Below are 25081 nucleotides of genomic sequence, written 5' to 3' on the forward strand. Positions count from 1 at the left end.
ACCAATTCCAACCAAAATGTCGTCTTTCTACAGCGCCCGTATCTGCGGCTTGCGATAGCTTTGCGCAGGCACGATCATCAGCTCATGCAGTGCCCAAACCAACGCATCCACGCGATCTGGCGATCCTTTGCCGTCATAACCGCGCGCCGTCATGCGGCACATTTGATCTTCCAACTCCCCAAGGCCGCGCAAATGCGAAACGCGCCCCTGCTCATACAAGGCGGCAACAGGCTCTGCCCGGGCGACCTTCCCGCGTGAGGCATGAACCGCTGTAATCGCAGCCAAAGGATCAACCGAACGTATAACGCTGCTCACCATGTCGCCGCCTTGATTAACTTCAACCACCAATCGCTCTGCCTTCCATCGCTCCACCGCATCCACCGCCGCACTTGCCCACCCATTGGGAGTGGCGCCCTGAATACTGGCATCTTCCAACACCACTGCTTTCCAATCACTTGGCGCGCCGTTGCTCTGCACACCAACAACCACAATCCCACATTCATCCGCGCCGCTCTTTGATCCAGCAGGCGGGTCAATCGCAACAACAATGCGATCAACGTCTGGGATACACTCTACCCTTAAACTCTCTAACAACGCGCTACCCCACAGTGCGCCCTCACTATCTTCAAGCAACACCCCCTCTAATTCCTGCCGCCCCAGCCGCGTCCCCGCATAACGCCGCTCAACCTCTTCCAGAAAACTGCTCGCCAGATTGGCGCGGTTCGCCTCCGTTGGCGCATGGGTCACAACCGTGCTTGGTGCCGCAATCAAATCTTTCAAGACACCCACCGTGCGCGGAGTTGTCGTCACGCAAACCTGTGGATGTTCACCCAGCCTCAAAGCAAATTGCAACATGTCCCACGCCTCTCCTGCGCGTTTCCACTTGGCCAATTCATCCACCCATGCCCCGTCAAACTGCGGCCCGCGCAAGCCTTCTGGGTCATGGGCCGAAAACACCTGCGCGACAGCGCCATTGGGCCAAACCAATCGCTTGCGCGTGGCTTGCCATTCGGGCCGTCGATCTGGCGGCGAACAGGCCATAATTCCGCTCTCACCAAAAATCATCACATCGCGCGTCTGATCCACAGTCTCGCCAATCAACGCAAGACGCGAACACTTACCAGCATCCTTTGGCCCAGCCCCCTCCACTTGTGCGCGCACCCATTCGGCGCCAGCACGCGTCTTACCCGCGCCGCGCCCGCCCATCACAACCCAGGCACGCCAGTCGCCCTCTGGGGGCAACTGGTGCTCCATCGCCCAAAACTCAAACAAAAAAGGGAGAGCTAATAGCTCTCCCTCCTCCAACTCATTTAGAAACGAGTCTTGGACATCCTGCGCGGCGCAAGCGATCCAATCGGCTCCCGATCGTAAATCGGGCCTCATCAAGGTCCAACGCACTCCCATGTTGGCCACCACCTCTGTCTTGATCGTATTTTTCAAGTCTCAACTCCACTTCATGAGCGATTTTTAACCAGTCCCGAATGTCCCCAAGAATCTTGTTCGCTTCGGATTTCGGCCCCACTTTTCCCGCATCAATCTGCTCTCGCAGCTGATTAAGCGCCGCAATAGCGCGCACCAGTTGCGACTTGGCTGATTGTTGTAGTTCGGATAACTCCTGAACAGACACACCTGTTTGAATTTGTGTCATGCAGTTCTTCTCCTCATGCGTGTTTTCTCCGCACGAGCAAAATGAAAAACGGCCTCGGGATTATACCCAAGGCCGTTTCGTCACTTTTCCTAGCATGTCACAACTTATACGCGAAACCGTTCGCTGTGTCAAGTCAGCCCGCTCAAAGACACCCCGCTAACCGCACGGTATCATTAACAAAATCCTAATAATCCACCTGAGAAACCAACGTCTTTGGTCTAATATATCTCGAGAGAGGCTCAGCATAGCTAAGACGGGGGCAGCGCCCCCGCTCTGCGCTTAGTTGTTCGCGCGTTCGGCTTCGATCTTGCGCCATTTCGCAACGTTGGCGTTATGCTCTGCCAGTGTTTCGGCAAAAGCATGGCCGCCCGTTCCATCCGCAACAAAGAAAATGAAATCAGTGTTGTCAGGATTAACCGCAGCTCTCAAACTCGCCAAGCCGGGGTTTGCAATAGGTGTCGGCGGCAATCCGTCTATGACATAAGTGTTCCAAGGCGTTTCTTTGCGAAGCTCACTTTGACGCAAACCGCGACCCAACACGCCCTTGCCGCGCGTAACGCCATAGATCACCGTCGGGTCCGTTTGCAAACGAATGCCCTTGTTCAAACGGTTGGTAAAGACCGATGCAACCTGACGCCGCTCTTCTGCAATCCCGGTTTCCTTTTCGATAATCGAAGCGAGCGTTAACATCTCCTCCGGAGAGTTCAGTGGAACATCACTGCGTCGCTCTGCCCAAACCTCGGCTATGCGTCGTTCCTGAGCAGTCTGCATACGCGCAACGACGCCAGCACGTGGATCGCCTTCGCGAACCTCATAGCTGTCGGGGGCCAACATTCCCTCGTCAGGCACCTCGCCTGCATCACCGCTCAAAACGTCTACACGCTTCAGTTCTTCTATTACCTGCCAACTGGTCACGCCTTCGGCCAAAGCAATCCGATACCGCGTATCGGTTTCGCTGCGAACCGCAGTGAACTCGGCGGGCGTATCGTCCTCGGCAGGGTTAAAGCTGGCTTTTACAACAAATCTGTTGGTCGCAGGATCAAGCTGGCGCACCTGAACTGTCGCGCGTGTCACGCCGATCCGATAAACCACTTCTGTCCCGCAAGTGCTCGCGCCGCCACGCGTGATGATGCTGACAATCTCTTCCATTGAAGCGTTTTCAGGAACAAGAAAACTACCCGCTTTGAGCGCGCCAGCTTTTTCCTCATAATCCACACCGATCCGGAAAATGGATGGATGAGAAATAGCCCCTTGGGCTTCTAGATCATCACTCACACGGCTCATATTCGAGCCGGATTCGACCTTAAGACAAATCGCTTGCTCCAAGGGCCCTGCATTGCGGTATTGCCCTTGGCCCCACAGGATCATCCCGCCCATCAAGAAAAGCGCGATGATGAGAAACGTCACCGCGTTCGACGCAATGTGCCGCCACATCTTAGTCGACCTTTCCGAACAACACGCTCGCGTTGGTGCCACCAAATCCGAAAGAGTTGCTCAAAGCCACGTTGATTTCACGCTTCACAGGCGCATTCGGTGCCAGATCAACAGCCGTTTCAACCGCAGGATTATCAAGGTTGATCGTCGGCGGCGCCACCTGATCGCGGATCGCAAGGATCGAGAAGATCGCTTCAATCGCGCCAGCCGCGCCAAGCAAGTGACCTGTCATCGATTTCGTCGAAGACATCGTGACCTTGCCCGCATGCTCGCCCATCATCCGCTCAACAGCGCCAAGCTCGATGGTATCCGCCATTGTCGAAGTGCCGTGGGCATTAATGTAATCAATGTCCTTAGGCTCAAGCCCCGCCTTACCAAGCGCCGCACGCATAGAACGCTCACCGCCCTCGCCGCTCTCGCTTGGCGCTGTGATGTGATAGGCATCACCAGACAGACCGTAGCCGATCACTTCGGCATAAATCTTTGCGCCGCGTGCTTTGGCGTGCTCGTATTCTTCCAGAACAACAACGCCCGCACCCTCACCCATAACAAAACCATCACGGTCATTGTCGTAAGGACGGCTCGCCTTGGTGGGATCATCTTCGCATTTCGTGCTCAAAGCCTTACAGGCGTTGAAACCCGCAATGCCAATCTCGGAAATCGACGCCTCAGCGCCGCCTGCGATCATCACATCAGCATCAGACGTCATGATAAGACGCGCCGCATCGCCAATCGCATGGGCACCGGTAGAACAGGCCGTCACAACCGCGTGGTTCGGCCCTTTAAAGCCATAACGGATGCCAACCTGACCCGAAATCAAGTTGATCAAAGCACCGGGAATAAAGAAAGGCGACACACGGCGTGGGCCACGCTCATGGATCAGGATCGCGGTTTCAGCGATCGAGTTCAAACCACCGATGCCAGAGCCAATCATAACGCCCGTGCGCAAGCGGCTCTCTTCATCCTCAGGTGTCCAACCCGCATCCTCAACGGCCTGCGCAGCAGCAGCAATGCCATAGAGAATAAAATCATCAACCTTGCGGCGCTCTTTCGGGGCCATCCAGTCATCTGCATTGAATGTTCCATCAGTGCCATCACCCAAAGGAACTTCACAGGCATATTTCGTTGTGACGCGGGACGCATCAAACCGCGTAATCGGGCCAGCACCAGATTTACCATCCAGAATGCGGCTCCACGTTTCCTCGACACCGCTGGCAAGCGGTGTAACCAATCCAAGACCTGTGACGACTACTCGGCGCATAAAGACTGCCCTCTATATAGTGTGTTCGTTGCTGCACACTTACCTTGGATGACTAGATGGGGGCAAGAGGTGCCGCACATCTAGCATAAAGGCGCGCATTACTCATATCTTAGTCATGAATGCGGCCATATGCGAGGTCTGCCATCAAGATTTCCAGCGTTTGCGATGGCGCAACGATACAATGCCGCGCTGCGCCGCGGCGCAGCCTTCGCAGCGCACTGTTTCAAGAACAAAGCGCTGCGCGTTGCTTTAACTCTCGGCGTCCGAAGACAATCTTGGAACCAAGGCTTTGACCAGATCACGCATGTGCAACTCACCAACAGCTTTGTCGCCATCCATCACGCGGTAGTGCAATGTGGTGTCCCCTTCTGACAAGGCAATCAGCGACTCCAGATTGTCACCTACATTGACATCGCCAGCAAATGTATCACCGACCAAAGGTTCCATCACAGTTTTGACGCGCAAAACACGGGCGCGGTTAATATCGCTGACAAAATCCTCGATGTAGGGATCGCAAGGGTTCATCAAAATGCCCTGCGGCTCGCCCTGTTGCACCACCGCGCCATCTTTCAAGATCACTAAGTGGTCGGCAAGCTTCAAGGCTTCATCAAGATCATGGGTAATGAAGACGATGGTTTTATGCAGCTCGTCTTGCAGCTCAAGCAGAAGGTTCTGCATATCCGTGCGGATCAAAGGATCAAGCGCCGAAAAGGCTTCATCCATCAACATGATATCGGTATTCGCGGTTAACGCACGCGCAATGCCCACGCGCTGCTGCATGCCGCCAGAAAGCTGCGCAGGATAGTGGTTTTCGTACCCTTGCAAGCCAACGCGTTCGAGCCACTTGAGCGCTTCTGACTTTTGCGTTGCCTCATCTGCGCCGCGCACCGCAAGCGACATCGCCGCGTTTTGCAAAACCGTACGATGGGGCAAAAGCGCGAACTTCTGGAAAACCATAGACAACTTCGTCTGACGCGTCTCACGCAGCTCGCTCTCAGACAGGTTCATCACGTCAATGCCGTCAATCAGAATTTCGCCCGCTGTGGGTTCGATCAAGCGATTGAGATGGCGAATAAGCGTCGATTTTCCAGAGCCTGACAGGCCCATAACAACAGTTATTTCACCAGCTTGCATATCAACATTGATGTCTTGCAGACCAAGAACATGCTTATGCTGGACGAGCAATTCTTCCTTGCCCAGACCGTTTTTCACATGCTGCAAGGCCACTTGATCGCGAGTGCCGAAGATCTTGTATAGACCGCGCAGACGTACTTTTGGATCTTTTGTCATTGCTTAAGTCCTCAGTGTTTCACGCGGGTCATATCAACCCGAGACAGTGCTGCTTTAGAAACGCGATCCAAGATCACTGCGAGAAGAACGATACCAATACCAGCGACGATACCGACGCCAAGTTCAAGGTTTCGAATGCCGCGTAGAACGTTCACACCAAGGCCAGGCGCGGATACGAGCGATGCAATAACCACCATGGCGAGCGACATCATAATCGTTTGGTTGATACCAGCCATGATATTGGGAAGCGCCAAGGGAAGCTCAACGCCGAGCAGCTTTTGACGCGAATTCATTCCGAACGCATTCGCTGCTTCGATAACATCTTGATCGACCAAGCGAATACCAAGGTCCGTTAGACGCACCACAGGCACAATCGCGTAAAGAATGATCGCAATTCCGTAGAGCTTGGATTCGGTAACAGAGAACAAGAAGATCAGCGGGATCAGGTAAACAAACGTCGGCAACGTTTGCAGCAGGTCCAATACGGGCACTAACATGCGTTGCAATCGGTCCGATTTGGACATGGCGATGCCAATTGGCACACCCAGCAACACCGAAATGCCAGTACAGACAAAGATAATCGAAAGCGTCTGCATCGCAACGTCGTAGTGATCAACGAGCCCTAGCAACAATATTGAAAAAAGAACAAAAAGCGTCACGCCCTTCGAGCGAGAGGCATACCATGAAATCGCGACCAGAATAGGTACCATAATGAACCAAGGTGTCGCCGCAAACATCCACAGAGCGCCGTCCAACAACCAGCTTAGCGGCTGGGTGATCGGGTCAAGGATGGATTTGAGAACGGGTTTCGCAGCAAGAAAGCCGTCTTCAATGCCCTTTGTGACATCGCGTGACTGAATAACGCCAGAACAGCTCTCATTGAGATTGTCTAATGACGGAAACGGGAAAAACTCGCCCTTCGTTTCTTCGCCACTGCTTTGAGCAAGCAAATCTGCCATCGACATTGGCGCACTGGATGCATCGGCATCGCACCAATCTGACAGGCCAAGTGCTTTGAATACACCATCATAAAAGGCCATCTATGTGTCTCCCTCAGCCTTCTATGAGGCCTTTGTTGTAAGGCAAGCCTTCCCGCAGAGGTCCACGGGAAGGCTCGTTTTTGAAAAGGTTGAGTTTACTTGATCAACGCAGACAATTTGCCCTTAGCTTCATCATTCAACCAACCGGACCATACGTCTGGGTTGTTTGTCAGGAAGTAAACAGCAGCTTCGTCGTAGGACGCATTGTTGTCGAGGCGCCATGCAAGCACTTCACCCATCTGAGCGTTTGTGAAAGACACTTTGCTCATCAAGTCAGCGATTTCCGCATTCTCTTCGACAAAAGACTTGGATGCAGCGGTTACAACTTTGGACGCCGGATAGGCGGAAAATCCTGGTGTCGCGCAATCAACGTCGCCGTTACATGCGTGCGCTTCGGCATTGTACTCAGGAACCTTAACCTGAACCATTGGGTACTTGCCCAAAACAGCCGTCGGTGCCCAGTAGTAACCAAACCAAGGCGCCTTTTCGTCATAGGCCGCCGCGATAGAGGTCTGAAGCGTTTCGCCGGAACCGTGCTGGAAGCGCTCGAGGCCCGATCCTTCGATATTCGCTGCTTTCAGGTTGTTGTTATTGATGATGTCGCAAGCCCAGCCTGATGGGCAGTCGTGGAACTTGCCGCCAACTGCAGCCGGGTTGGCCATGATGCCTTCCCATGTTGTCAGTTCAGGATTGCTCTCCGCGAGATACGCAGGAATCCACCATGCTTCGACGCCGCCGTCAGACAGAACATTGCCAAGCTCGACCAACTTGCCCTCGGCAAGAAGTGGCTCATAAGATGGCGTTGAGTTCGCCCAAACCTCTGTCAAAATGTCAGGCTCGCCTGTTTCCGCCAAAGATGTAAGCGCGGGAACCGTTGAACTTGGCACAACTTGCACGTCGCAGCCATATCCTTGCTCCATCAAGAACTTGGAAACAGCAGTCACAACTGCGGAAGAGGCCCAGTCCATTTGAGTGATAGATACTTCACCGCAATCTGCAAAAGCAGCGTTCGCGCCAAAAGTGAGGGCGACAGCAGATGCTGCACCGGTTACGATTTTCTTCATTGTAGTCTCCCTATGGTTTTCGCTCGAGAGAAGCTCGAACAGAAACTGTGCGACAATCAATCATGAATCAAAGAGAGCAGCGAGCGAAAAACGTCCATTTGCGACATCTAAACGACGAAAGCGGTTCAAAAGCGGCATTTTGACTGAAGTCGCATAAATTTAATGAATTGAGATCACTAGAAGAGCAAAGTGATGTTCTTTGCTCGCGCCATAGGTGTGCAAAATGCACGTGTTGTCAGTGTCTCTGGGCAAATGCGGCCCGGGCTTAGGAACAGGAAAATTACCACAGTTCAGCTGAAAACGCCTCTCGCATTGCTGCGAGAGACATTCAATTTCATGTCTCTAGTTACGACTTACTCCGCTTCGGCAAGGAACGTTTACAAATCGCGTCAAGTTCACGTGCTTAAAAGAGGAAATCCGATTGCGTTAGATCGGCAGAATCGTACCCCAGCAGCGTTATGGAATTTCCTGCTCCGTCGTCGATAACCGCATCGCCGCCTGTCTGGGATAAGTGATTTGTCGTAAGATCGTTAAAGTCAGAGATTAAAGCAAGCGCCGATAAATCAATGCTGTCTGCCCCGTCTCCAAAATCGGTGATGGTGTCAGTCCCGAAATCATCCCGAAAAACAAAAACATCGCCGCCACCGTCGCCTCTCAGAATATCGGCGCCAAGCCCTCCGTCCAGTGTATCCGCACCTTTGCCACCGCTCAGTTCGTCACTGCCATCGTTACCGCTCAGACTATCGTCACCCTTTTCGCCGCTTAGAACATCGCCGTCGCCGCCACCGCTCAATACATCGCTGCCACGGCCACCATTCAAGACATCAGCCCCGTTGCCGCCGTCTATTGCATCGTCGCCGCTGCCCCCTTCGATCTGATCGCGGCCCTTGCCACCACTAAGCGTGTCATCGCCAGCGCCACCAAAAATATCATCGTTGCCGCGGCCCGCCAAGACGGTGTCACTGCCGTTACCTGCGTAAATCGTATTGGCTAAATCGTTCCCGTTGATGACATCCGCCCCAGCAGCAGCAAAAATTTGAACGATATCTTCGCTCGCGCTTATGCTGTCGGCATCGTTCGATCCGATGGTCAGCGTAGTATCCCGTTTTTCAGACACAACGATATCGCCGTCGGCAAACCTAAGGTTGGCTATATTTATGAGCGTATCAATCCCTTCATTCGCGTTGCCGCCGCGTAGATCGATTATCCGCGTTTCACCTGTTTCAGAAACCCCAACAAGATAGTCCGCGCTAACCCCTGAATAAACAGCGCTATCAAATCTGGCTCTCACGCCGCCAATGAGAATGTCGTCGCCCGTCCCACCTGTAAGCACGTCGCTATTTGCAGACGAGCCGGTAAGCACATCGTTGCCACCGCCACCGTTGAGAACAACTTTGTTGCCGCCCGAAGAAATCACATCATCAAAGTCGGATCCAATAAAGTTGATGATACCATCCAACAGGTCGCCCTCTGCATGCCCCCCTGACCCTGTGCCGTCGCCTACAAAATCTACCGAGACACTGACTCCAGCGTCAGAATCGCTATAATCGGCCGTATCTTGGTTGCCGCCACCAATCAGAACATCAGCGCCAGCGCCGCCGATCAAAACATCATTGTTTGAGCCACCATCCAGCGTGTCATTTCCTGCTCCACCGAGCAAAGTATCATTGTTGATGCCACCGATGAGTGAATCATCTCCTTTGCCACCAACGAGAAAGTCATGGCGCGCGCCCCCATCCAGCGTATCGTCACCGTTTCGACCAAAGAGTTGGTCGTCATTGTCTCCGCCGCTTAGAAAATCATTCCCCTTACCACCATCAAGAAAGTCTTCGTCATCGCCGCCGCTCAGAGAATCCTCACCCTTGCCGCCAAGAATGGTGTCATCTCCATTCAAGCCGCTTATCGTGTCATTGCCTGCAAGGCCATTAATTTCGTTGGGCAAGTTATCATCGGTGAAGAAATCATCGTTTTCCGTTAGATCAAGTGGCATAGTGTTCTCCTAATACGAACATTTTGCTGGCGCGCAGCACGTTCTCTGACTGTTGAATCTGGTTTGTGTCAAAGTAACGTTTGGCGTTTAGGTTTTATTCAGCACCTTCCCGAAAAAAAATCTGACGGTGGGACGGAACCCCATACAAATCGCGCAAAAAGCGAGCGCACTTACGTAGAGATTTTGACATTGTGAGGAATGAGTGGCGGCAGCGCCAATTTGTGTCGCGCAACACTGGCCGTGATGCAACGCAGCCGTCCCTGCCCTTTGGCCAACAAAACGGACCATATATCTACCAACAAAAACGCCCCTCGCGATCTACTCGCAAGGGGCGTTCTAAATTCTAGTCGCTTTAAAGTAGCTTACGCCGCTTCAGAGATGAACTTTACCGCGTCGCCGAAGGACTGGATGTTCTCAGCTGCGTCATCAGGAATCTCGATGCCGAACTCTTCTTCGAACGCCATAACCAACTCAACTGTGTCGAGGCTGTCTGCGCCCAGATCGTCAATGAAGGACGCGCCTTCAACAACTTTGTCTTCTTCCACACCAAGGTGCTCAACTACGATCTTCTTAACACGATCTGAAACGTCGCTCATCTCGAAATCCTTATATCTTTGGGCCAGCGGCCCGTTGGTGCCTGTCCCCAGCGGGGCACTTGATATTGCCCAAGCTGGGCAGTTTTGCCCCCGAAAGAGCCCCCTAAATGAATCCATTCAAGGTCAATGATGCGCCGCCTATATCACAGGCAGCGCGCAAGGCAAACGGAATCACATCCCGTCCGCTCGTGGCCTATAACATGGCCATGCCGCCATTCACATGCAAGGTTGCACCTGTCACATATGACGCTTCGGAACTGGCAAGATAAACAACTGCAGCTGCGATCTCGTTTGGTGTCCCCATGCGGCCCGCAGGCACTTGCCCCAAAATACCAGCCTTTTGATCGTCGTTCAGCTTGTCGGTCATCGCCGTTTCGATAAAGCCCGGTGCAATCGCATTCACAGTAATGCCGCGCGAAGCAACTTCATAAGCCAGCGATTTACCCATAGCGATCATGCCAGCTTTGGACGCGGAATAGTTTGCTTGGCCCGGATTTCCCGTCGCGCCGACAATTGAGGAAATGTTCACAATGCGGCCCCAACGTGCTTTCATCATGCCGCGCATAACGCCTTTGCACAGCTTCATCGTGGAGGTCAGATTCACATCCAAAACCGACTGCCATTCTTCGTCAGACATGCGCATAAACAGGTTATCACGTGTGATACCTGCATTATTTACCAAGATATCGACTGATCCCATCGCTTCAATCGCTTGCTTGGGCAGGGCCGCAACAGCGTCGAAATCAGACAGGTTGCAAGGCAAAACATGAGCGCGCTCGCCAAGTTCTGCCGCCAAAGCTTCCAAAGGCTCGGTCCGCGTGCCGGACAGGCCGACCGTCGCGCCGGCACTATGTAACGCACGCGCGATATCTGCTCCGATGCCACCAGACGCGCCAGTCACAAGCGCGCATTTCCCTGTCAAATCGAACATCTATATCTTCCTTCCCCTGCCGATCTCATTGCAGAGATAGGCATCTAATTTGTCGCTAACACATTGCCAACATTGGCACTCACAATCCCCATAGCGCCAATTTCTGCGATTGTCATGGGTCGAGGGCGTTTGCGTCTACCAAATTGCTGCGCAAAGCGTGCATAGCCTTCACCGCCCGTCATATCCGTCGCAAATGCCTTATGCGCGTCGGCATCCTCGCTACGCGACACCGCGATGACAGCCCCTTCTTCCATCGTGCGCTGGGTTCCGCCAACGAAGGCATCTACTGCCGCACCGCTGATGACAGAATCGTTGCGCAAGTGCGTGCTAAATCCTGCCTCTCGCACCGCGCGCCCAAACGCCATCGCCCCTGCACTTCCCGCAGGCCCGTCTGCTTCGAGCAGAACCAGACGCGTGGCTTTTGGGTTGGCCTCACGGACAGCGGCAAACCCTGTTGCAGTGTCTTCGTTGATCGAGCCGGACAAATAGATCGTATCTCCTTCTGGTAAGAAGGATGTCATATTGTTTTGTGCGACCGGTGCTGGCTTAACGATGAATCCCTCTCGCACGACAGGAACGCTTGGGGATTTGCGAAGCTTGCTACATCCAGCAACGCCGACAACAGCCATTGAAATTATGAATGCTCGTCTCTTCATTTCTAAATCCTTTTTCTATATTTTTTTGCCTCGCTGTCAGCGTGGCCCTAGAGCGCATAAATCTCAACGATTAATACATGGACAGAGTGTTTCGCGGGGGCCGTGTCGGCAAAGTCTTGCGCAAATCGAGCGCTTGCAAACCTGCGCAGTGTTTTCACAGACCTGCCCCGCTTTCGGCACGATTCAACTTTAGAGTGTTTTGCAAGACGCCCCATTTCCACAGATTTAGACCGATAGAGACGTAAAATGATTCAGCAACAGATCGCGCAATTTACCAACTCTTTGCAAAACATAGCGACAGAGTATTCTGACCCTACGGTTATCCTTCAGCATATGCCTGTACTCAAAGATTTTCCGATGTTGCAGCAAAATCCTGAGTACCTTGGCTATGGCCTTGGCGGCATTGTCGGCTTGTTCGTTCTGAAAAAGATCATCTTCAAACGCCGCAAAGCCAAAGTGAACAATATCGCGATGGTGATGCCAAAGCCCTACAAGGGCGCGGCAGAGGAAATGGAAGTGGACGGTTTTGACAAAGATGACCTGCATGCGCGTGTTCAGGAAAATGGCGCTGAGCCACTTCGCATTCCAAAGTCAAAAAACAAATCCAAGGCAGCGACCGCCCCAACCTACGAAATTCCAGAGCCAGCACCGCGCAAAGTGGCAGAGCCGAGCGCGCGCACACCTGCACAGCAGCTCGAGGACGTCGGCGCAATCGGCTTCACCGCACGCCCTGCTTTGACACCTGATGAAGCGCGTATGCGCGTTGTTGTGCAATCGGTCCTGAATGAATTTGGCGCAGGTTATATGATTATGGCGCGCACCGCTTTGTCAGCTTTGATCGAGCCGGGCCGCGAAAGCGTTGGCGCCGAGCGTGCAAAGGCTTTGTCGGCAATCCAGTCGCGCTACGTTGATTTCGGTATTTTCGATCGCGCGGGCCGCTGCGTGCTTGCACTTGAGGTAAATAGCTCCGAGCCGCAGATCGCCAGCAAAGCAATGGACAAGTCCATTGTTCAAAAGGCGCTCGCCCAAACGGGCCTGCCGCTGGCCAAACTCACACTCGGGGAAAGCCCGGCAGAAGTGCGCGCGCACATCGCACCTTATTTGAAAGCGACGGGCCGTGTTCAGCCTTTGGCGCAGTCCAAATTGCAGACGGCCCCTACGAAAAAGGCGCCCCGTCCGGGACGCCCTGTGCGACCAATGCGGCCTGCACATGCGGCTGCAATCGCCGCAGAGTAATCCGAGCTGGAGTGCTTAAAGCTCTAACTTGGCAATATCATCGGGCGTACCAACCGCGCTGCACGCAATCGTCTTCTCGATGCGGCGGATCATACCGGACAATGCTTTTCCTGCGCCGACTTCCCAAACTGTATCCACACCCTGCGCGCCCATATACGCAACACTTTCACGCCAACGCACAGAGCCGGTCACCTGCTCTACCAAAAGCGAGCGGATCAAAGCAGGATCGCTCACCGCTTCGGCGCGCACATTGGCAACGACCGGAACAGCAGGTGTGTTGATTTCAACCGCGCCCAAGGCATCCGCCATAACCCGCGCTGCCGGTTCCATCAACGCGCAATGGAAAGGCGCGCTAACAGGCAAAAGCATCGCACGTTTTGCGCCTTTTTCTTTTGCAATGACCAATGCGCGCTCAATCGCTCCAAGATGACCCGACACAACAACTTGAGATGGATCATTGTCATTGGCTGCCTGACACACTTCGCCCTGCGCAGCTTCATCGGCAACGGCCTTAGCTGTCTCAAAATCAAGACCGAGCAAAGCCGCCATCGCGCCAACGCCGACAGGAACCGCGTCCTGCATAGCTTTGCCGCGCGTGCGCAGCAAACGCGCCGTATCCGCAATGGACAAGGCTCCAGCCGCAGCCAAGGCAGAGTATTCTCCGAGCGAGTGACCGGCGACAAAGCTGGCATCGGTGATCGACACACCCTCCGCCTCTAATGCGCGCATCGCCGCGAGTGACGTCGCCATAAGCGCGGGCTGAGCGTTTTGCGTCAATGTCAAAGCGTCTTGCTCGCCTTCCCATATAAGCGTGCTCAACTTTTCGCCCAAAGCCTCATCAACCTCATCAAAAACCGCTTGCGCAGCTGGATAGGCCTCTGCCAAGGCTTTGCCCATTCCGATCGATTGCGCACCCTGACCAGGGAAAACAAAGGCTTTGGTCATGTCAGATCTCCTCAACTCATTTTGCGATGGTCTAGCGGCGCGCCGCCCCTATCGCAAGTCCACCTGCAAATGCGCACATGCATTGTTCTTAGAAAATAGCTGCGCGACCTCAAGCAAATCGTTAGCGTTCGAATAATTCTCAACGCCGAGACGTTACCCGTCTACATGTATTAACTTGGAGAGCCGCATATGCCAGCCGCAAATACCGCCACCAGCTATGGCTCGGTCACAAAGACATTTCATTGGTTGACCGTCCTTCTCATATTTACCGCGATCCCTCTGGGCATAATCGCCAACAAAATGGCTTATGACACGAGCGAAGCGCTGGCGATGAAGGCCTTCCTGTTTTCGATGCACAAAACCGTCGGCGTCACGGCATTCTTTGTAGCCCTTGCGCGTATCGCTTGGGCGTTGAAACAGCCTAAACCAGCAGGGCTACACCCCGAGCGCCGCGCTGAAAGCTTTTTGGCTGAGCTTGTCCACTGGCTGCTTTACGGCTCGCTCGTGCTTGTGCCGCTCACTGGATGGATACACCACGCCTCGACGTCAGGGTTTGCGCCGATTTGGTGGCCATTGGGCCAAAACTTGCCACTTGTTCCGAAAAGTGAGCCACTGGCAGCCCTTACAGCGGGGCTGCATATCGTTTTTGAACGTGTGCTGATCGTGTCGATCATTTTGCATATCGCTGGCGCGCTCAAGCACCATGTCATCGACAAAGACGACACCCTGCGCCGCATGTTGCCCGGTCATGTGTCCGCTGGCACACCTGATAATGCCAATAAATTCGCACCAATGAGCGCTGCAATTGGTGTTTGGATTGCCGCCATCGGCATTGGCTCTGCACTTGGTGTCTATCACGCTCATGACACTACAAGCCCGCGCGCCAGCCTTGAGGAGGTACAAAGTGACTGGCAAGTTCAAAGCGGCACTCTGAGCCTTTCAACCGTTCAGTTTGGCGGCGAAGTGAATGGCAGCTTTGAAGATTGGACCGCAGAGATTGCCTTTGCGCCCAAAGACGGTCCCGGCTCACACGGATCGGTGCGCGTCGTGGTGTCTATTGGCTCGCTCACCCTTGGCTCCGTCACAGAGCAAGCCTTGGGGCCTGATTTCTTTGATGTAAGCACGCACCCTACGGCCATATTCCAAGCTGACCTGATGTATCAAGCGGATGGATATACGGCGGAGGGTACGCTCAATATCCGAGGTGTTGAAGTCCCTGTCGTCATGCCATTTGAACTTACGCTAGAGGGTGAAGTGGCGGATATGACAGGTCGGCTCTTACTGGATCGCCGAGCGTTCAAAATTGGCGATAACATGCCTGATGAAAGCTCACTTTCCTTTGCCGTCAACGTTGACGTGGCCCTCACAGCACAGCGAGTTGGACAATAGGTGCAAGCAAACGAAACAGGCCGCTGATACCCTCAGCGGCCTATCTCAAATTAGGATGAAACAGATTTAGTCGGCTTTTGCCGCTTCAATTGAGATCATCACATCTACTTCATCGCTTACCGCAGGTGCAAATGCGCCAAGGCCGAAATCCGAACGAAGCAAGGTTGCGGTGGCGTCAAAGCCGGCCCATGCTTTGCCTGCTCTGGGGTGCTGGCCTGATTTGTTCAAAACCGCATCAAGAACAACAGACTTTGTCACATCGTTCAGTGTCAGATCGCCTGTGATCTTTGCGGTTTTTTCGCCCGTGACCTCAATGCTAGTTGACGTGAAGGACACCATATCGTTCTCGGCGCTGCCAAAAAAGTCCGGTGACATAAAGTGGCCAAAGCGCTTTTCCCAGCCCGTGATCATTGATGACGCTGGCATTGAAACGGACACGCTTGACGCCGCCGGATCGGCCTCATCGAACATGATCTCGCCCTCAAAGCCTGAGAACATGCCATAGGTGGTCGAGAAACCGATGTGGTTATATGAAAACACGATTTGGCTGTGGCTCGCATCGAGCATGTATTTTTCTGGTGCGGCGAATGCAGACGTGCCAGCAAGTGCCACTGCGGCAGCGAAGAGGATAGATTTCATATCGAGGACTCCATTTTGAACATGCCTAACTATGCAAATGAAACCACAGCTAAGGCAATCCAAAGTCGATCAACACACCGTGTGCGCCTATGAACACAAAACATTCGAATAAAATTATAGCACCACGCTAACGCGCAGAAACCACTGTTGCGATGGTGCAGAATGTCAAAATACCAGTCAAACCAGTCTTTAATAGAAGAACATACGCTTCAGCGTTGCTGTCTGGTACGAGCCACAAACCTATTGCCGACAATCCAAAAACCATTCCAAGAAATAAACGAAATAGATGCCCATCATTTGGCGGTATCAATCCTCTGTTTAATGATATTGGCATCCGCGGTGCAATTCGATCTGACATATTAAAAAATCCCTCTTTACCTACGCCGCAAAACACGCTCGACGCACAGCAAAGATTTCAATAAAGTTTGCCAGAATTGAGACAGCCCGGCGCCACTTTCGAGAGCCAAGTTTTGCGCACTTGCGCCGCGTCCCCTTCCCCGCTAAACGGTCCAAGCTTTCCGCAGGAAGTTTTCACTGCGCAGTCTCTCGTGACCGGGGCGCGGAAAGCAGTAAATGCACTGGTCTTTGAAATGCGCCGATACATGAATGGAGCACACATGCCTTTATACGAGCATGTTATGATTGCGCGTCAGGACTTGTCCAACACGCAAGCTGAAGGCCTTATCGAACATTTTGGCACCGTCCTCGCCGACAACGGCGGCAAACTCGTGGATAGCGAGTATTGGGGCGTCAAAACGATGGCTTACAAAATCAACAAGAACCGCAAGGGTCACTACGCCTTTTTGCGCTCTGACGCACCTGCGCCAGCCGTGCAAGAAATGGAGCGTTTGATGCGCCTGCACGAAGACGTGATGCGCGTTCTGACGATCAAAATGGATGAGCACGCAGAGCTGCCATCTGTTCAAATGCAAAAACGCGAAGAGCGCGGCGAACGCCGTGAGCGTCGCTAATCTTACCTGAAGAAAGGACTCTAAACCATGGCTGCAAAACCATTTTTCCGCCGTCGCAAAGTGTGCCCATTCTCAGGCGAGAACGCACCAAAGATCGACTATAAAGACACACGTTTGCTTCAGCGCTACATCTCTGAGCGCGGCAAAATCGTGCCGTCCCGTATCACTGCAGTATCTGCGAAAAAGCAGCGTGAACTGGCCCGTGCCATCAAACGCGCCCGCTTCCTCGCGCTTCTGCCTTACGCTGTGAAATAAGGAGAACGAACATGAAAGTTATCCTTCTTGAGCGCGTCGCAAAGCTCGGCCAAATGGGCGATGTTGTTGACGTGAAAGCTGGTTACGCACGTAACTTCCTGCTGCCACAGAACAAAGGTCTCACAGCCTCTGCTGCTAACATTGCAAGCTTTGAAGCGCGTAAAGCGCAGCTCGAAGCGAACAATCTGGAAACCAAAAAAGAAGCCGAAGAAATGGCATCTCGTTTGGACGGACAGCAGTTCATCGTGATTCGCCAAGCGTCCGACGCTGGCTACCTCTATGGCTCTGTTACAACGCGCGATGCTGCTGAAGCGGCGACAGACGGTGGTTTCTCCGTCGATCGCAAACAAGTTGTTCTTCAAGCGCCAATCAAAGAGTTGGGCCTGCATGCTGTCACAGTGCGCCTGCACCCTGAGGTTGATGCCGAAATCGTTCTGAACGTCGCACGCTCAACGGAAGAAGCAGAGCTTCAAGCGTCTGGTAAATCCATTCAGGATCTGGCCGCAGAAGAAGAAGCTGCAGCTGACTTCGAGATCGCAGAATTGTTTGACGACATCGGTTCTGCTGCAACTGACGAAGATGATCAGGCACCTGCCGCATCTGATTCAGACGCAGAGTCTGAATAAGGCGAAGGGTTTTCGTTTATAACGCAAACCTAATTCAGTTTTTAAGAAGGGCTGCATGACTTCATGCGGCCCTTTTTTGTGAAGTTTCCCATTGCCTTATCAGCGACTTACCGCCGAAACGCCGTAATTTAAGGCAAATCACAACGGTCAACCTTAACGGTAATGTTTACAATGACTTGCAACAGAGGTCCGTTTCAGAGTAAATGACGTTACTAGAGATTGCGTCAACACAGGGGATCGGCGCAATTCAAGAACAGGGTAGTGAATATGACGAATATCGATGTTTTGATCGGCGCACGTATAAAGGGGCGTCGTATCGCCCTAAAGGTTTCGCAAACCACATTGGCGGAATCTATTGGAGTGCGCTTCCAACAGGTGCAAAAATATGAATCTGGTGCGAACCGGGTAAGCGCTTCTCGCTTGCTTATGATCGCAGAAACACTGGGTGTGCCAATTTCATACTTTTTCCAAGGCTTGGACAGCGCAGTCTCCGAAGATGAGATCGATGTCGCAGCTCCCCGTGCGAAAGCCCCGATTAACGCACTTACGGATGCTCGAGTTGGAGAAATTCTCGCGCTGGTAGAAACTCTCCCGACAGAGCAGCAAATGGCTGTACTGGCCTTTCTAAGAACTCTTTCAAAAACTAAAGTCACCGAAGAAGCGTAAATCAACCAATCCAAAAGTAGCGGCTGACAAGAATTGCGTTAAAGACGCAGACGTGTGATCATGCCAATGGTGCCACGTGTCGGCACACTTAAGGGGTTGTTGATGGACATTGTCGATCTCGGAGCATTGGAAAAGACTGAAGCAGGGTTCACTTCTTTTTTGGGTGAACTTTGCGATAAGCTTGAGCTCGACTATGCGACGTACTGCGCGGTGAACACGGTTTCTGATCAAGTTATCGGATTTTCCACCTACAAAGATGAATGGAAAGAACACTACGGAGCCCAGCGTTTCCAGAACGTTGATCCGACCTTGCATATGCCTATGCGCTCAATCGCGCCAGTGGATTGGCAACGCCTTAGAACCCACAAGGATTTCCAGAAAGTCTTTGAACATGCCCGCGACTTCCAGATTGCGGATCAGGGTCTTAGCATTCCAATTCATGGCCCCTTCGGTGAAGTTGGGCTAATCAGTGTGACCCGAGATTGCAAACGCGAAACTTGGGAGCAACTGCGCAGGCATGTCATTACAGAGCTCCAAACAGCTGCTGTGTCTTTGCACGATACAGTTATGCAATCGGATACGCTCGGCTATGCCCTGCGCCGCCCGCAGCTTTCGGCGCGTGAATGCGAAGTGTTGCAATGGACGGCTGCTGGAAAAACCCAGGTCGATATCGGCGATATCCTGAGTATTTCCTTTCGCACGGTCGAGGTGCACTTGAGATCCGCGCGTTCAAAACTCTGCGCGTTGACGACGCCACAAGCGATCGGTCGCGCCATCGCCATGGGGTTCATTCACCCCAAATAGACAACGCCAAGTCGTAGCGTTGCAATCTAAAGAAGTTTACATTTTTCAGCAAATCAACCTAAAAGTGTGTCTACGGGATTCCCCCAATAGCGCTCGCTTTGGTCTTTGTTAAGGATGAATCGTGAAGAAGGGGAGCACACCGAAATGATTATTTCTATTGATGGGATAAACGCCCATCATTTCCAAGGACTACTCGAGCAAACATACGCACTTCGGGCACGGGTCTTTTGCGACCGGTTAGGCTGGGAGGTCGACGTAACGAATGGTTTGGAAACCGATCATTTTGATACTTTGAATCCAACAACACTCGTGAGCGTGGATGACTCAGGAACTGTTGTCGGCTCAATGCGTATTTTGCAAACGACAGGTCCGAATATGTTGGCCGATGTCTTTTATGCGATTTTGCAAGGCGAGCCTGCCCCTCGCAGCCCTCAGATCTGGGAAGCGACACGACTTTGTGTAGATACCGATCTTTTAAGCGCGACAGGTAGCCCACGCGCCAAAAACTCTATCAGCTATGTCACCTCCGAAATCATGATTGCGGCGTGTGAATATGCAATGGATGCAGGTGTCACAGACGCTGTTGCCGTTATCGACCCACTGATGAATCGCGTGTTGAAACGCTCTGGCAATGCGCCTTACGACTATCTTGGTGCGCCAACCGCGATGGGTAAGGTTACAGCAATGGCTGGCTTACTTGATTGCTCTGAAGAGCGTGTTTCACGCCTGCGCACCCGTTCCAATATCAATGGCGACGTTTTTCTGAATGAGGAGGATGCCATAGCGCGATTTGGCGACAAAACTCTAAGCAAAACCCCCAAAGCCCTTGCTGCGATCCGCTCCTATATGAGCGAGCAGCTGGAAAGCGCGAATAACCCAAAAGAGCTACGCGCTGCGTTGCGTATGCTCAATGAATTGGAAAAAGGAACACAACTTTTCCTGACCACCGATGCCGCCACTCACAACTAACCCCCTTTAAGAGCATCACGGTCAGTTACGCGGACCTCGGTTGACAGCCCGAGGTCCGCGCATTTGTATTAGGCCTCTGTATCTGGCTCATACCTTAGAATATCGCCGGGCTGGCATTCCAGCGCCTCGCACATCGCCTCTAGGGTTTCAAAGCGCACACCTTTCACTTTCCCGGATTTTAGCAACGACACGTTCTGCACGGTGATTCCAACCCGTTCAGCCAGTTCTTTGCTGCGCATCTTGCGACGGGCGAGCATCACGTCAAGCGTAACAATGATTGCCATGATCCCCTCCCTGCCCGCTTAAACAAACGCATTGTTTTCATCCGATATGCGCACGGCCTCGACGAAAATATGGCCAACCGCAACGATCAATACCCCGATGACCAAGGCGTAAACATCTGTATCGTCGAAAGAAACCGAGATTTGCACGTCATTGGCGATTTCATTGCCGCAGTTGCTTAGACAAGTCACGGCCAATGTGCCAAGTGCTTCACTAATCAAGCTCACAGGCGCGAGTGCAAAAATCAGCCAGCCGATTTTGCGCAGATGTAGCGCCGCGCTTAAGGTAAAGACCCCGCCACTGCGAAACCCGCGAAACAGCGCAAAGGCAACGCAGCAGAACCAAAGCCCCAGCAAATCGGTCATCAACCAAAAGAACAGACCAACCGCGCGCGCAGCAAAGCTCAACTCTCCAGTGACAGCGCTGACGCCAATTTCTTGTGCAAGGTCGAATCCCTGCAACCCTCCGACAAGATAAATCGCCATCGCAGTAAATAAACTCAGCAAAACCGCGATGCCAAAACCACTGGCAATCATTCCAAAGAAGGCAAAGCGCTGAATTTTGTTGTTTTGCGTCATAGTCTTACCAACCTTTATCAACAGTGATTAAAATCTACATTGTCAAAATTATCGTTTTACGATAATTAAAGCAAGTAGATCGCGTATTTTGTGCGATCTTACATCAATGAGGAAAAACATGCAGCACAGTAAAATTCTCGCCGTGACGCTTAGCGTTGCGGCGCTCGCAACCCCTATGTCTGCGGATGGGTCATGGGATGGCTTTTATGCCGGACTAAGCCTTGATGCGACGCGCTCAAAGGCAGGCATTTCAGGCACCGCGGCCCATGATCGCAACGACACCTTCGCCACCCTTGGCGCTTATGGTGGTTTCAATAGAACCACGCAGCGAGGATTGATCTGGGGTGGTGAAATCGGTATTTCTGGCCTCCCGTCCGGCGCAAATGCCAGCGGCGGTGGTCTCGGCACCTCTGAATTCAAAGGGAAATATCTCATCACGCCCCGCCTGCGCGCTGGATTTGCCACCGATAAGGTCTTTTTCTACGGAATTGCCGGCCTCGGTATCAGCGATGCTGTAGTGCGTCGAGCAGGCGCCACAAGTACAGATGTGGTCATTGGCGTAAATTACGGTCTTGGCGCGGAGATGAAGCTTGGCAATAACTGGTCTACACGTCTCGATATAACCCGCACGGATCTGGGTATCCCCGATCAGAGTTTTGGCGCACAAAAACGCGACACGAAGGTGAAGATCGACAAGATCACCTTCGGCCTGACCAAAAACTTCTAAAGCACGATGATTAGACCACCACTCACACATGCGCTTATCGCGCTCTGTATCGCGGGCGGGTTAACCGCCTGCGATATAACCTCTGCCCGCACCCTTTGGGCGCTGCGCAATGTTGATCCCCTTACGACCGCGCCCGAAGGCATTCGCCTTGCGGTACGGGTTCCGCAAGGCTTTCGCCCCAGTCCAAAGGGCATCACTTTGATCGGAACCCTGAAAGAAACTGCAAGCGCGCCTGAAGAATCCGTGACCTTTGCGATTCAGCGGTCCGAGGGGGGCGCGCTACCCGCTTGGATGCAACGTCCGGGCGCGCCACTTTACAGCTACAAGATCTCGGAGTCCGATCTCGACCGATTTCGTAAATACCAACACAAAGCAGCACTCGCGAAAGCCAGTAATCGCGATGGAAGCATATCGGTTGGAACCGAAGTTTGTCGCTTGAGCGATGAAATTCCAGACAGCGTTTTGGTGAGTGTTTTCATCAAAACCGTAGAGACCGAGCAGTTTGTTCCTCTTTTCGAGGATCAAGACCTAACCGAACACGCAACGGAGGAGGAAATCGCAGAAACCGTTCCTCTGTGTCTCTAAGCAACAAAAAAAGCCCCGCTCTGTAAGGCGGGGCTTCTTCTTAGTCAAAGTTAAGACGGCTTATTCGTCTTCAAGTGCTTCAACGGCCTTTTGCAGATCGTCTTTGCTGATGTCTTTGTCAGTGACCTGCGCCAACTCAACAATGTAATCAACAACCTTATCTTCGAAGATCGGTGCGCGCATCTGCTGCTGCATCTGCTGGTTCTGCTGAACGAATTCAAAGAACTCACGCTCTTGACCAGGGTACTGACGCGCTTGGTTCATCATCGCTTGCGTCATTTCGGCGTCGGTTACTGTAACCTCTGCCTTTTGACCCAATTCAGCCAAAAGCAGACCCAAACGAACACGGCGCTCGGCCAACGAAGTGTGCTCTTCTGTTGGCTCAACCTTATCGTGGTCATGGCCCTGAACGTCAGGGTTTTCTTCGTGCCATAGCTGATGCGCGATCTGATCCGCTTCTGCTGTCACCAAGGAGGGTGGCAGATCGAAGGACACAACGTCATCAAGCTTGTCGAGCAGACCACGCTTCATGACAGCGCGCGCCGCGCCGACATATTCCGCTTCAAGGCGCTCTTTGATCTGATCTTTGAGCGCGTTCAGGTCTTCAGCACCGAACTTAACAGCCAGCTCGTCGTTCACTTCCGCCGCGATTGGCTCTTTCACTGCTTTGATCGTGCAGGTGAAAACAGCTTCTTTGCCAGCAAGGTGCTCGGCCTGATATGGGTCAGGGAAGGTCACTGTGACGTCTTTGACTTCATCAACTTTCACGCCAACAAGCTGCTCTTCGAAACCCGGGATGAACTGGTTAGAGCCCAGAACCAGCGGGTGATCTTCGCCAGCGCCGCCGTCAAATGCAACGTCGTCAACCTTGCCGAGGAAATCCATTGTGACCTGATCGCCGTCTTTGGCTTTGGAGCCTTTCTTGCGATCTTTGAAGTCCTGCGCTGTTTCAGCAAGGTTCGCCAAAGCTTCATCAACGGACTCATCATCCGCTTTTGCAACAAGGCGCTCTAGCTCGATCTTGGAAAGATCAACATCAGGGATCGCTGGAAGCGCTTCGTAGGACATTGTGACGTTTACATCGTCGCCCTCTTTCCACGTCTCGCCGTCAACCATAACGACCTCAGGCTGCATCGCTGGGCGATCGCCTGTGGATTCGAAGTGATCGGACATCGCGCCGTCGACAGCTTCCTGCATGGCTTCGCCAAGAATACGCTGGCCGAATTGCTTTTTCAGCAATGGCATCGGAACTTTACCCTTACGGAAGCCCTTCATTTCGACTTCTGGCTGCGCTTCAACCAGCTTTTCATTCACTTTCGCATCGAGTTCTGCGGCTGTGATTGTGATGGAGTAGCCTCGCTTGAGACCTTCGTTCAGAGTTTCGGTGACCTGCATGTCGTCCTTATCCATAGCATAGGGGCCGCAAAGGCGTTCGCGGCGGTCAAAATCTGGGACTTAGTAGTGGTGGTTCGGGCGAGGATCAAGAGGCATTATCAGTGCGCTCGAAGGTAAATCCATTGCGGCAGCATCTGTTGCGACAGATGCCAAGGGAGGTTCCCTCAATTGTCCCAATAATACGGGTCCATAACCGCGCAAAGTTGCACTGCCGCTCGACTTTCTTCGCGCGGGCGTTTGCTCAATGGTTTCGTGAACACGGCAATCCAGTTTGCCGTGGCTTTAGCCTGCGCCGCGTCGAAAACCGTAGTGATTTTAGGGCAAGTTATCGCTTTTTACGACAAATGCTCCTGAATAGCCCTTGCCTTGGACCGCATCCTTACCATGAAAGACCCCAGCCGCTTCGTGGTGGGCCGAAGTTGATCGTTTTACCGTTCCAATGCGGCCATGCAATTCACCCTCAATGCTGTCGTGCGAAACTGTTCCCTTTAGCGTCTTACCAGAAAACGTTCCATCGACTGTTAGTATGCTCGATTTGCCAACTAGCGTTCCTTCTTTAAAGTCCGCCTTTAGAGTGATGTCATCTCTATGCCGAGCGAGTTTGTATTGCGAAATGCCCTCGCTATCAGCTTTGGTCCATTCTCCACTTATGACCTCCACACGCCCGCTCAATGACGCTGATCCCGAGGTTGGCACCTGAGCAATATTGTCCGTGCGCGTCCCAAAAGGAGTAACAAACAATTGTGCGTGTAGGTTCGCAGAGGTTCGAAGATCTCCGTTGGAGTAAGACCTTGCTTTGAAGCTAGCCTTGCCAAGGTAGCTATCCATCTCTCCGGTCACCATTTTCAGGACTTTAGGTGGTTCATCCCCTATTCTTGTTGGATACCGAAATTCAACACTCCCTGGGCCTAGTTCGCTAAAGCCGCTCGTGCTACTCGCATCCGAATAGACTGTCCCGACAGACGTCTCAGGGGTATCAACCAAAGACATAGCACTGCCGCCGCCACCAGAGTTACAAGCAGAAACCGTAAGTGCGATAGCAATAAAACCGCCAGATTTTAACAAAAACTTTAACATTAAATTTCTCGATAATTACCCAAAGTT

The 25081-nt window shown here is 52.7% G+C and carries 27 protein-coding genes; 10 read left to right on the forward strand and 17 right to left on the reverse strand.

Annotated elements, in window-relative coordinates:
• Nucleotides 1–27 precede the first annotated feature (27 nt).
• The 11 genes from ACRBCU_RS08310 to ACRBCU_RS08360 form a co-directional block, all read right to left on the reverse strand.
• Nucleotides 28–1404, reverse strand: a complete 1377-nt coding sequence (locus ACRBCU_RS08310; RefSeq protein WP_431364909.1) for a DNA-packaging protein — start codon at nt 1402–1404, stop codon at nt 28–30.
• The gene (locus ACRBCU_RS08315; protein ID WP_431364910.1) at nt 1307–1648 is read right to left on the reverse strand and encodes a hypothetical protein; all 342 of its coding nucleotides are present in this window, start codon (nt 1646–1648) and stop codon (nt 1307–1309) included. Before ACRBCU_RS08315 ends, ACRBCU_RS08310 begins: the two co-directional genes overlap by 98 nt.
• A gap of 279 nt (nt 1649–1927) precedes the next feature.
• The gene (gene mltG / locus ACRBCU_RS08320; RefSeq protein ID WP_431364911.1) at nt 1928–3082 is read right to left on the reverse strand and encodes an endolytic transglycosylase MltG; all 1155 of its coding nucleotides are present in this window, start codon (nt 3080–3082) and stop codon (nt 1928–1930) included.
• Nucleotide 3083: 1 nt separating this feature from the next.
• Nucleotides 3084–4343: a beta-ketoacyl-ACP synthase II gene (gene fabF / locus ACRBCU_RS08325; RefSeq protein ID WP_431364912.1), complete on the reverse strand. Its 1260-nt coding sequence runs from the start codon at nt 4341–4343 to the stop codon at nt 3084–3086.
• A gap of 249 nt (nt 4344–4592) precedes the next feature.
• Nucleotides 4593–5633: a quaternary amine ABC transporter ATP-binding protein gene (locus ACRBCU_RS08330; protein WP_431364913.1), complete on the reverse strand. Its 1041-nt coding sequence runs from the start codon at nt 5631–5633 to the stop codon at nt 4593–4595.
• Between the two features lie 11 nt (nt 5634–5644).
• Complete coding sequence (locus ACRBCU_RS08335; protein WP_431364914.1) at nt 5645–6673, reverse strand: ABC transporter permease; 1029 nt, start codon at nt 6671–6673, stop codon at nt 5645–5647.
• 95 nt (nt 6674–6768) lie between these two features.
• Nucleotides 6769–7737, reverse strand: a complete 969-nt coding sequence (locus ACRBCU_RS08340; RefSeq protein WP_431364915.1) for an ABC transporter substrate-binding protein — start codon at nt 7735–7737, stop codon at nt 6769–6771.
• A 403-nt stretch (nt 7738–8140) separates the two neighbouring features.
• Nucleotides 8141–9727 (reverse strand): calcium-binding protein, encoded by a 1587-nt coding sequence (locus tag ACRBCU_RS08345; protein ID WP_431364916.1) that lies wholly within the window; start codon nt 9725–9727, stop codon nt 8141–8143.
• A 362-nt stretch (nt 9728–10089) separates the two neighbouring features.
• A complete protein-coding gene (locus ACRBCU_RS08350; protein WP_293447849.1) occupies nt 10090–10323 on the reverse strand; it encodes an acyl carrier protein in 234 nt (77 codons plus the stop codon).
• A gap of 193 nt (nt 10324–10516) precedes the next feature.
• Nucleotides 10517–11254, reverse strand: coding sequence for a 3-oxoacyl-[acyl-carrier-protein] reductase (fabG, locus tag ACRBCU_RS08355; protein WP_431364917.1), 738 nt, complete (start codon nt 11252–11254; stop codon nt 10517–10519).
• A gap of 44 nt (nt 11255–11298) precedes the next feature.
• The gene (locus tag ACRBCU_RS08360) at nt 11299–11910 is read right to left on the reverse strand and encodes a hypothetical protein (protein WP_431364918.1); all 612 of its coding nucleotides are present in this window, start codon (nt 11908–11910) and stop codon (nt 11299–11301) included.
• A gap of 246 nt (nt 11911–12156) precedes the next feature.
• Here ACRBCU_RS08360 and ACRBCU_RS08365 point away from each other — a divergent pair, with 246 nt between their 5' ends.
• Nucleotides 12157–13146 (forward strand): DUF2726 domain-containing protein, encoded by a 990-nt coding sequence (locus tag ACRBCU_RS08365; protein ID WP_431364919.1) that lies wholly within the window; start codon nt 12157–12159, stop codon nt 13144–13146.
• A gap of 15 nt (nt 13147–13161) precedes the next feature.
• Here ACRBCU_RS08365 and fabD read toward each other — a convergent pair whose 3' ends face one another.
• Nucleotides 13162–14091 (reverse strand): ACP S-malonyltransferase, encoded by a 930-nt coding sequence (gene fabD, locus ACRBCU_RS08370; protein WP_431364920.1) that lies wholly within the window; start codon nt 14089–14091, stop codon nt 13162–13164.
• A gap of 189 nt (nt 14092–14280) precedes the next feature.
• Here fabD and ACRBCU_RS08375 point away from each other — a divergent pair, with 189 nt between their 5' ends.
• Complete coding sequence (locus tag ACRBCU_RS08375; RefSeq protein ID WP_431364921.1) at nt 14281–15480, forward strand: cytochrome b/b6 domain-containing protein; 1200 nt, start codon at nt 14281–14283, stop codon at nt 15478–15480.
• A gap of 66 nt (nt 15481–15546) precedes the next feature.
• Here the strand turns inward: ACRBCU_RS08375 and ACRBCU_RS08380 are convergent, their stop codons facing one another.
• Nucleotides 15547–16119, reverse strand: coding sequence for a YceI family protein (locus ACRBCU_RS08380; protein ID WP_431364922.1), 573 nt, complete (start codon nt 16117–16119; stop codon nt 15547–15549).
• Between the two features lie 617 nt (nt 16120–16736).
• Here ACRBCU_RS08380 and rpsF point away from each other — a divergent pair.
• From rpsF to ACRBCU_RS08410, 6 genes are all read left to right on the forward strand, one after another.
• Nucleotides 16737–17090 (forward strand): 30S ribosomal protein S6, encoded by a 354-nt coding sequence (gene rpsF, locus ACRBCU_RS08385; RefSeq protein WP_072632257.1) that lies wholly within the window; start codon nt 16737–16739, stop codon nt 17088–17090.
• A 27-nt stretch (nt 17091–17117) separates the two neighbouring features.
• Nucleotides 17118–17345, forward strand: a complete 228-nt coding sequence (gene rpsR, locus ACRBCU_RS08390) for a 30S ribosomal protein S18 (protein WP_005608650.1) — start codon at nt 17118–17120, stop codon at nt 17343–17345.
• 11 nt (nt 17346–17356) lie between these two features.
• A complete protein-coding gene (rplI, locus tag ACRBCU_RS08395) occupies nt 17357–17971 on the forward strand; it encodes a 50S ribosomal protein L9 (protein ID WP_431364923.1) in 615 nt (204 codons plus the stop codon).
• 267 nt (nt 17972–18238) lie between these two features.
• Nucleotides 18239–18637: a helix-turn-helix domain-containing protein gene (locus ACRBCU_RS08400; protein ID WP_431364924.1), complete on the forward strand. Its 399-nt coding sequence runs from the start codon at nt 18239–18241 to the stop codon at nt 18635–18637.
• 102 nt (nt 18638–18739) lie between these two features.
• Complete coding sequence (locus tag ACRBCU_RS08405) at nt 18740–19441, forward strand: autoinducer binding domain-containing protein (protein ID WP_431364946.1); 702 nt, start codon at nt 18740–18742, stop codon at nt 19439–19441.
• Between the two features lie 144 nt (nt 19442–19585).
• On the forward strand, nt 19586–20410 hold the full coding sequence (locus tag ACRBCU_RS08410; RefSeq protein ID WP_431364925.1) for an acyl-homoserine-lactone synthase: 825 nt from the start codon (nt 19586–19588) through the stop codon (nt 20408–20410).
• Between the two features lie 68 nt (nt 20411–20478).
• Here ACRBCU_RS08410 and ACRBCU_RS08415 read toward each other — a convergent pair whose 3' ends face one another.
• Both ACRBCU_RS08415 and ACRBCU_RS08420 read right to left on the reverse strand, forming a co-directional pair.
• A complete protein-coding gene (locus tag ACRBCU_RS08415) occupies nt 20479–20694 on the reverse strand; it encodes a helix-turn-helix domain-containing protein (protein WP_431364926.1) in 216 nt (71 codons plus the stop codon).
• Nucleotides 20695–20712: 18 nt separating this feature from the next.
• Entirely contained in the window at nt 20713–21270 is a 558-nt protein-coding gene (locus tag ACRBCU_RS08420) for a DUF2975 domain-containing protein (RefSeq protein ID WP_431364927.1), read from the reverse strand.
• A 118-nt stretch (nt 21271–21388) separates the two neighbouring features.
• Between ACRBCU_RS08420 and ACRBCU_RS08425 the strand changes: the two genes are divergently transcribed.
• Together ACRBCU_RS08425 and ACRBCU_RS08430 are read left to right on the forward strand one after the other, a co-directional pair.
• Nucleotides 21389–21997 (forward strand): porin family protein, encoded by a 609-nt coding sequence (locus tag ACRBCU_RS08425; RefSeq protein ID WP_431364928.1) that lies wholly within the window; start codon nt 21389–21391, stop codon nt 21995–21997.
• Nucleotides 21998–22003: 6 nt separating this feature from the next.
• On the forward strand, nt 22004–22582 hold the full coding sequence (locus ACRBCU_RS08430) for a hypothetical protein (protein WP_431364929.1): 579 nt from the start codon (nt 22004–22006) through the stop codon (nt 22580–22582).
• 60 nt (nt 22583–22642) lie between these two features.
• Here ACRBCU_RS08430 and tig read toward each other — a convergent pair whose 3' ends face one another.
• Nucleotides 22643–23977: a trigger factor gene (gene tig, locus ACRBCU_RS08435; RefSeq protein WP_431364947.1), complete on the reverse strand. Its 1335-nt coding sequence runs from the start codon at nt 23975–23977 to the stop codon at nt 22643–22645.
• Between the two features lie 315 nt (nt 23978–24292).
• Nucleotides 24293–25054, reverse strand: a complete 762-nt coding sequence (locus ACRBCU_RS08440; protein WP_431364930.1) for a hypothetical protein — start codon at nt 25052–25054, stop codon at nt 24293–24295.
• Nucleotides 25055–25081 lie beyond the last annotated feature (27 nt).

It is taken from the genome of Planktotalea sp. (assembly GCF_050633725.1).
Classification (GTDB): domain Bacteria; phylum Pseudomonadota; class Alphaproteobacteria; order Rhodobacterales; family Rhodobacteraceae; genus Planktotalea.

Excerpts from the sequence above, each read along its gene's own strand:
- ACRBCU_RS08310 (WP_431364909.1), bottom strand. The coding sequence starts at position 1,404 with ATGGGAGTGCGTTGGACCTTGATGAGGCCCGATTTACGATCGGGAGCC.
- ACRBCU_RS08315 (WP_431364910.1), bottom strand. The coding sequence starts at position 1,648 with ATGACACAAATTCAAACAGGTGTGTCTGTTCAGGAGTTATCCGAACTA.
- mltG (WP_431364911.1), bottom strand. The coding sequence starts at position 3,082 with ATGTGGCGGCACATTGCGTCGAACGCGGTGACGTTTCTCATCATCGCG.
- fabF (WP_431364912.1), bottom strand. The coding sequence starts at position 4,343 with ATGCGCCGAGTAGTCGTCACAGGTCTTGGATTGGTTACACCGCTTGCC.
- ACRBCU_RS08330 (WP_431364913.1), bottom strand. The coding sequence starts at position 5,633 with ATGACAAAAGATCCAAAAGTACGTCTGCGCGGTCTATACAAGATCTTC.
- ACRBCU_RS08335 (WP_431364914.1), bottom strand. The coding sequence starts at position 6,673 with ATGGCCTTTTATGATGGTGTATTCAAAGCACTTGGCCTGTCAGATTGG.
- ACRBCU_RS08340 (WP_431364915.1), bottom strand. The coding sequence starts at position 7,737 with ATGAAGAAAATCGTAACCGGTGCAGCATCTGCTGTCGCCCTCACTTTT.
- ACRBCU_RS08345 (WP_431364916.1), bottom strand. The coding sequence starts at position 9,727 with ATGCCACTTGATCTAACGGAAAACGATGATTTCTTCACCGATGATAAC.
- ACRBCU_RS08350 (WP_293447849.1), bottom strand. The coding sequence starts at position 10,323 with ATGAGCGACGTTTCAGATCGTGTTAAGAAGATCGTAGTTGAGCACCTT.
- fabG (WP_431364917.1), bottom strand. The coding sequence starts at position 11,254 with ATGTTCGATTTGACAGGGAAATGCGCGCTTGTGACTGGCGCGTCTGGT.
- ACRBCU_RS08360 (WP_431364918.1), bottom strand. The coding sequence starts at position 11,910 with ATGAAGAGACGAGCATTCATAATTTCAATGGCTGTTGTCGGCGTTGCT.
- ACRBCU_RS08365 (WP_431364919.1), top strand. The coding sequence starts at position 12,157 with ATGATTCAGCAACAGATCGCGCAATTTACCAACTCTTTGCAAAACATA.
- fabD (WP_431364920.1), bottom strand. The coding sequence starts at position 14,091 with ATGACCAAAGCCTTTGTTTTCCCTGGTCAGGGTGCGCAATCGATCGGA.
- ACRBCU_RS08375 (WP_431364921.1), top strand. The coding sequence starts at position 14,281 with ATGCCAGCCGCAAATACCGCCACCAGCTATGGCTCGGTCACAAAGACA.
- ACRBCU_RS08380 (WP_431364922.1), bottom strand. The coding sequence starts at position 16,119 with ATGAAATCTATCCTCTTCGCTGCCGCAGTGGCACTTGCTGGCACGTCT.
- rpsF (WP_072632257.1), top strand. The coding sequence starts at position 16,737 with ATGCCTTTATACGAGCATGTTATGATTGCGCGTCAGGACTTGTCCAAC.
- rpsR (WP_005608650.1), top strand. The coding sequence starts at position 17,118 with ATGGCTGCAAAACCATTTTTCCGCCGTCGCAAAGTGTGCCCATTCTCA.
- rplI (WP_431364923.1), top strand. The coding sequence starts at position 17,357 with ATGAAAGTTATCCTTCTTGAGCGCGTCGCAAAGCTCGGCCAAATGGGC.
- ACRBCU_RS08400 (WP_431364924.1), top strand. The coding sequence starts at position 18,239 with ATGACGAATATCGATGTTTTGATCGGCGCACGTATAAAGGGGCGTCGT.
- ACRBCU_RS08405 (WP_431364946.1), top strand. The coding sequence starts at position 18,740 with ATGGACATTGTCGATCTCGGAGCATTGGAAAAGACTGAAGCAGGGTTC.
- ACRBCU_RS08410 (WP_431364925.1), top strand. The coding sequence starts at position 19,586 with ATGATTATTTCTATTGATGGGATAAACGCCCATCATTTCCAAGGACTA.
- ACRBCU_RS08415 (WP_431364926.1), bottom strand. The coding sequence starts at position 20,694 with ATGGCAATCATTGTTACGCTTGACGTGATGCTCGCCCGTCGCAAGATG.
- ACRBCU_RS08420 (WP_431364927.1), bottom strand. The coding sequence starts at position 21,270 with ATGACGCAAAACAACAAAATTCAGCGCTTTGCCTTCTTTGGAATGATT.
- ACRBCU_RS08425 (WP_431364928.1), top strand. The coding sequence starts at position 21,389 with ATGCAGCACAGTAAAATTCTCGCCGTGACGCTTAGCGTTGCGGCGCTC.
- ACRBCU_RS08430 (WP_431364929.1), top strand. The coding sequence starts at position 22,004 with ATGATTAGACCACCACTCACACATGCGCTTATCGCGCTCTGTATCGCG.
- tig (WP_431364947.1), bottom strand. The coding sequence starts at position 23,977 with ATGCAGGTCACCGAAACTCTGAACGAAGGTCTCAAGCGAGGCTACTCC.
- ACRBCU_RS08440 (WP_431364930.1), bottom strand. The coding sequence starts at position 25,054 with ATGTTAAAGTTTTTGTTAAAATCTGGCGGTTTTATTGCTATCGCACTT.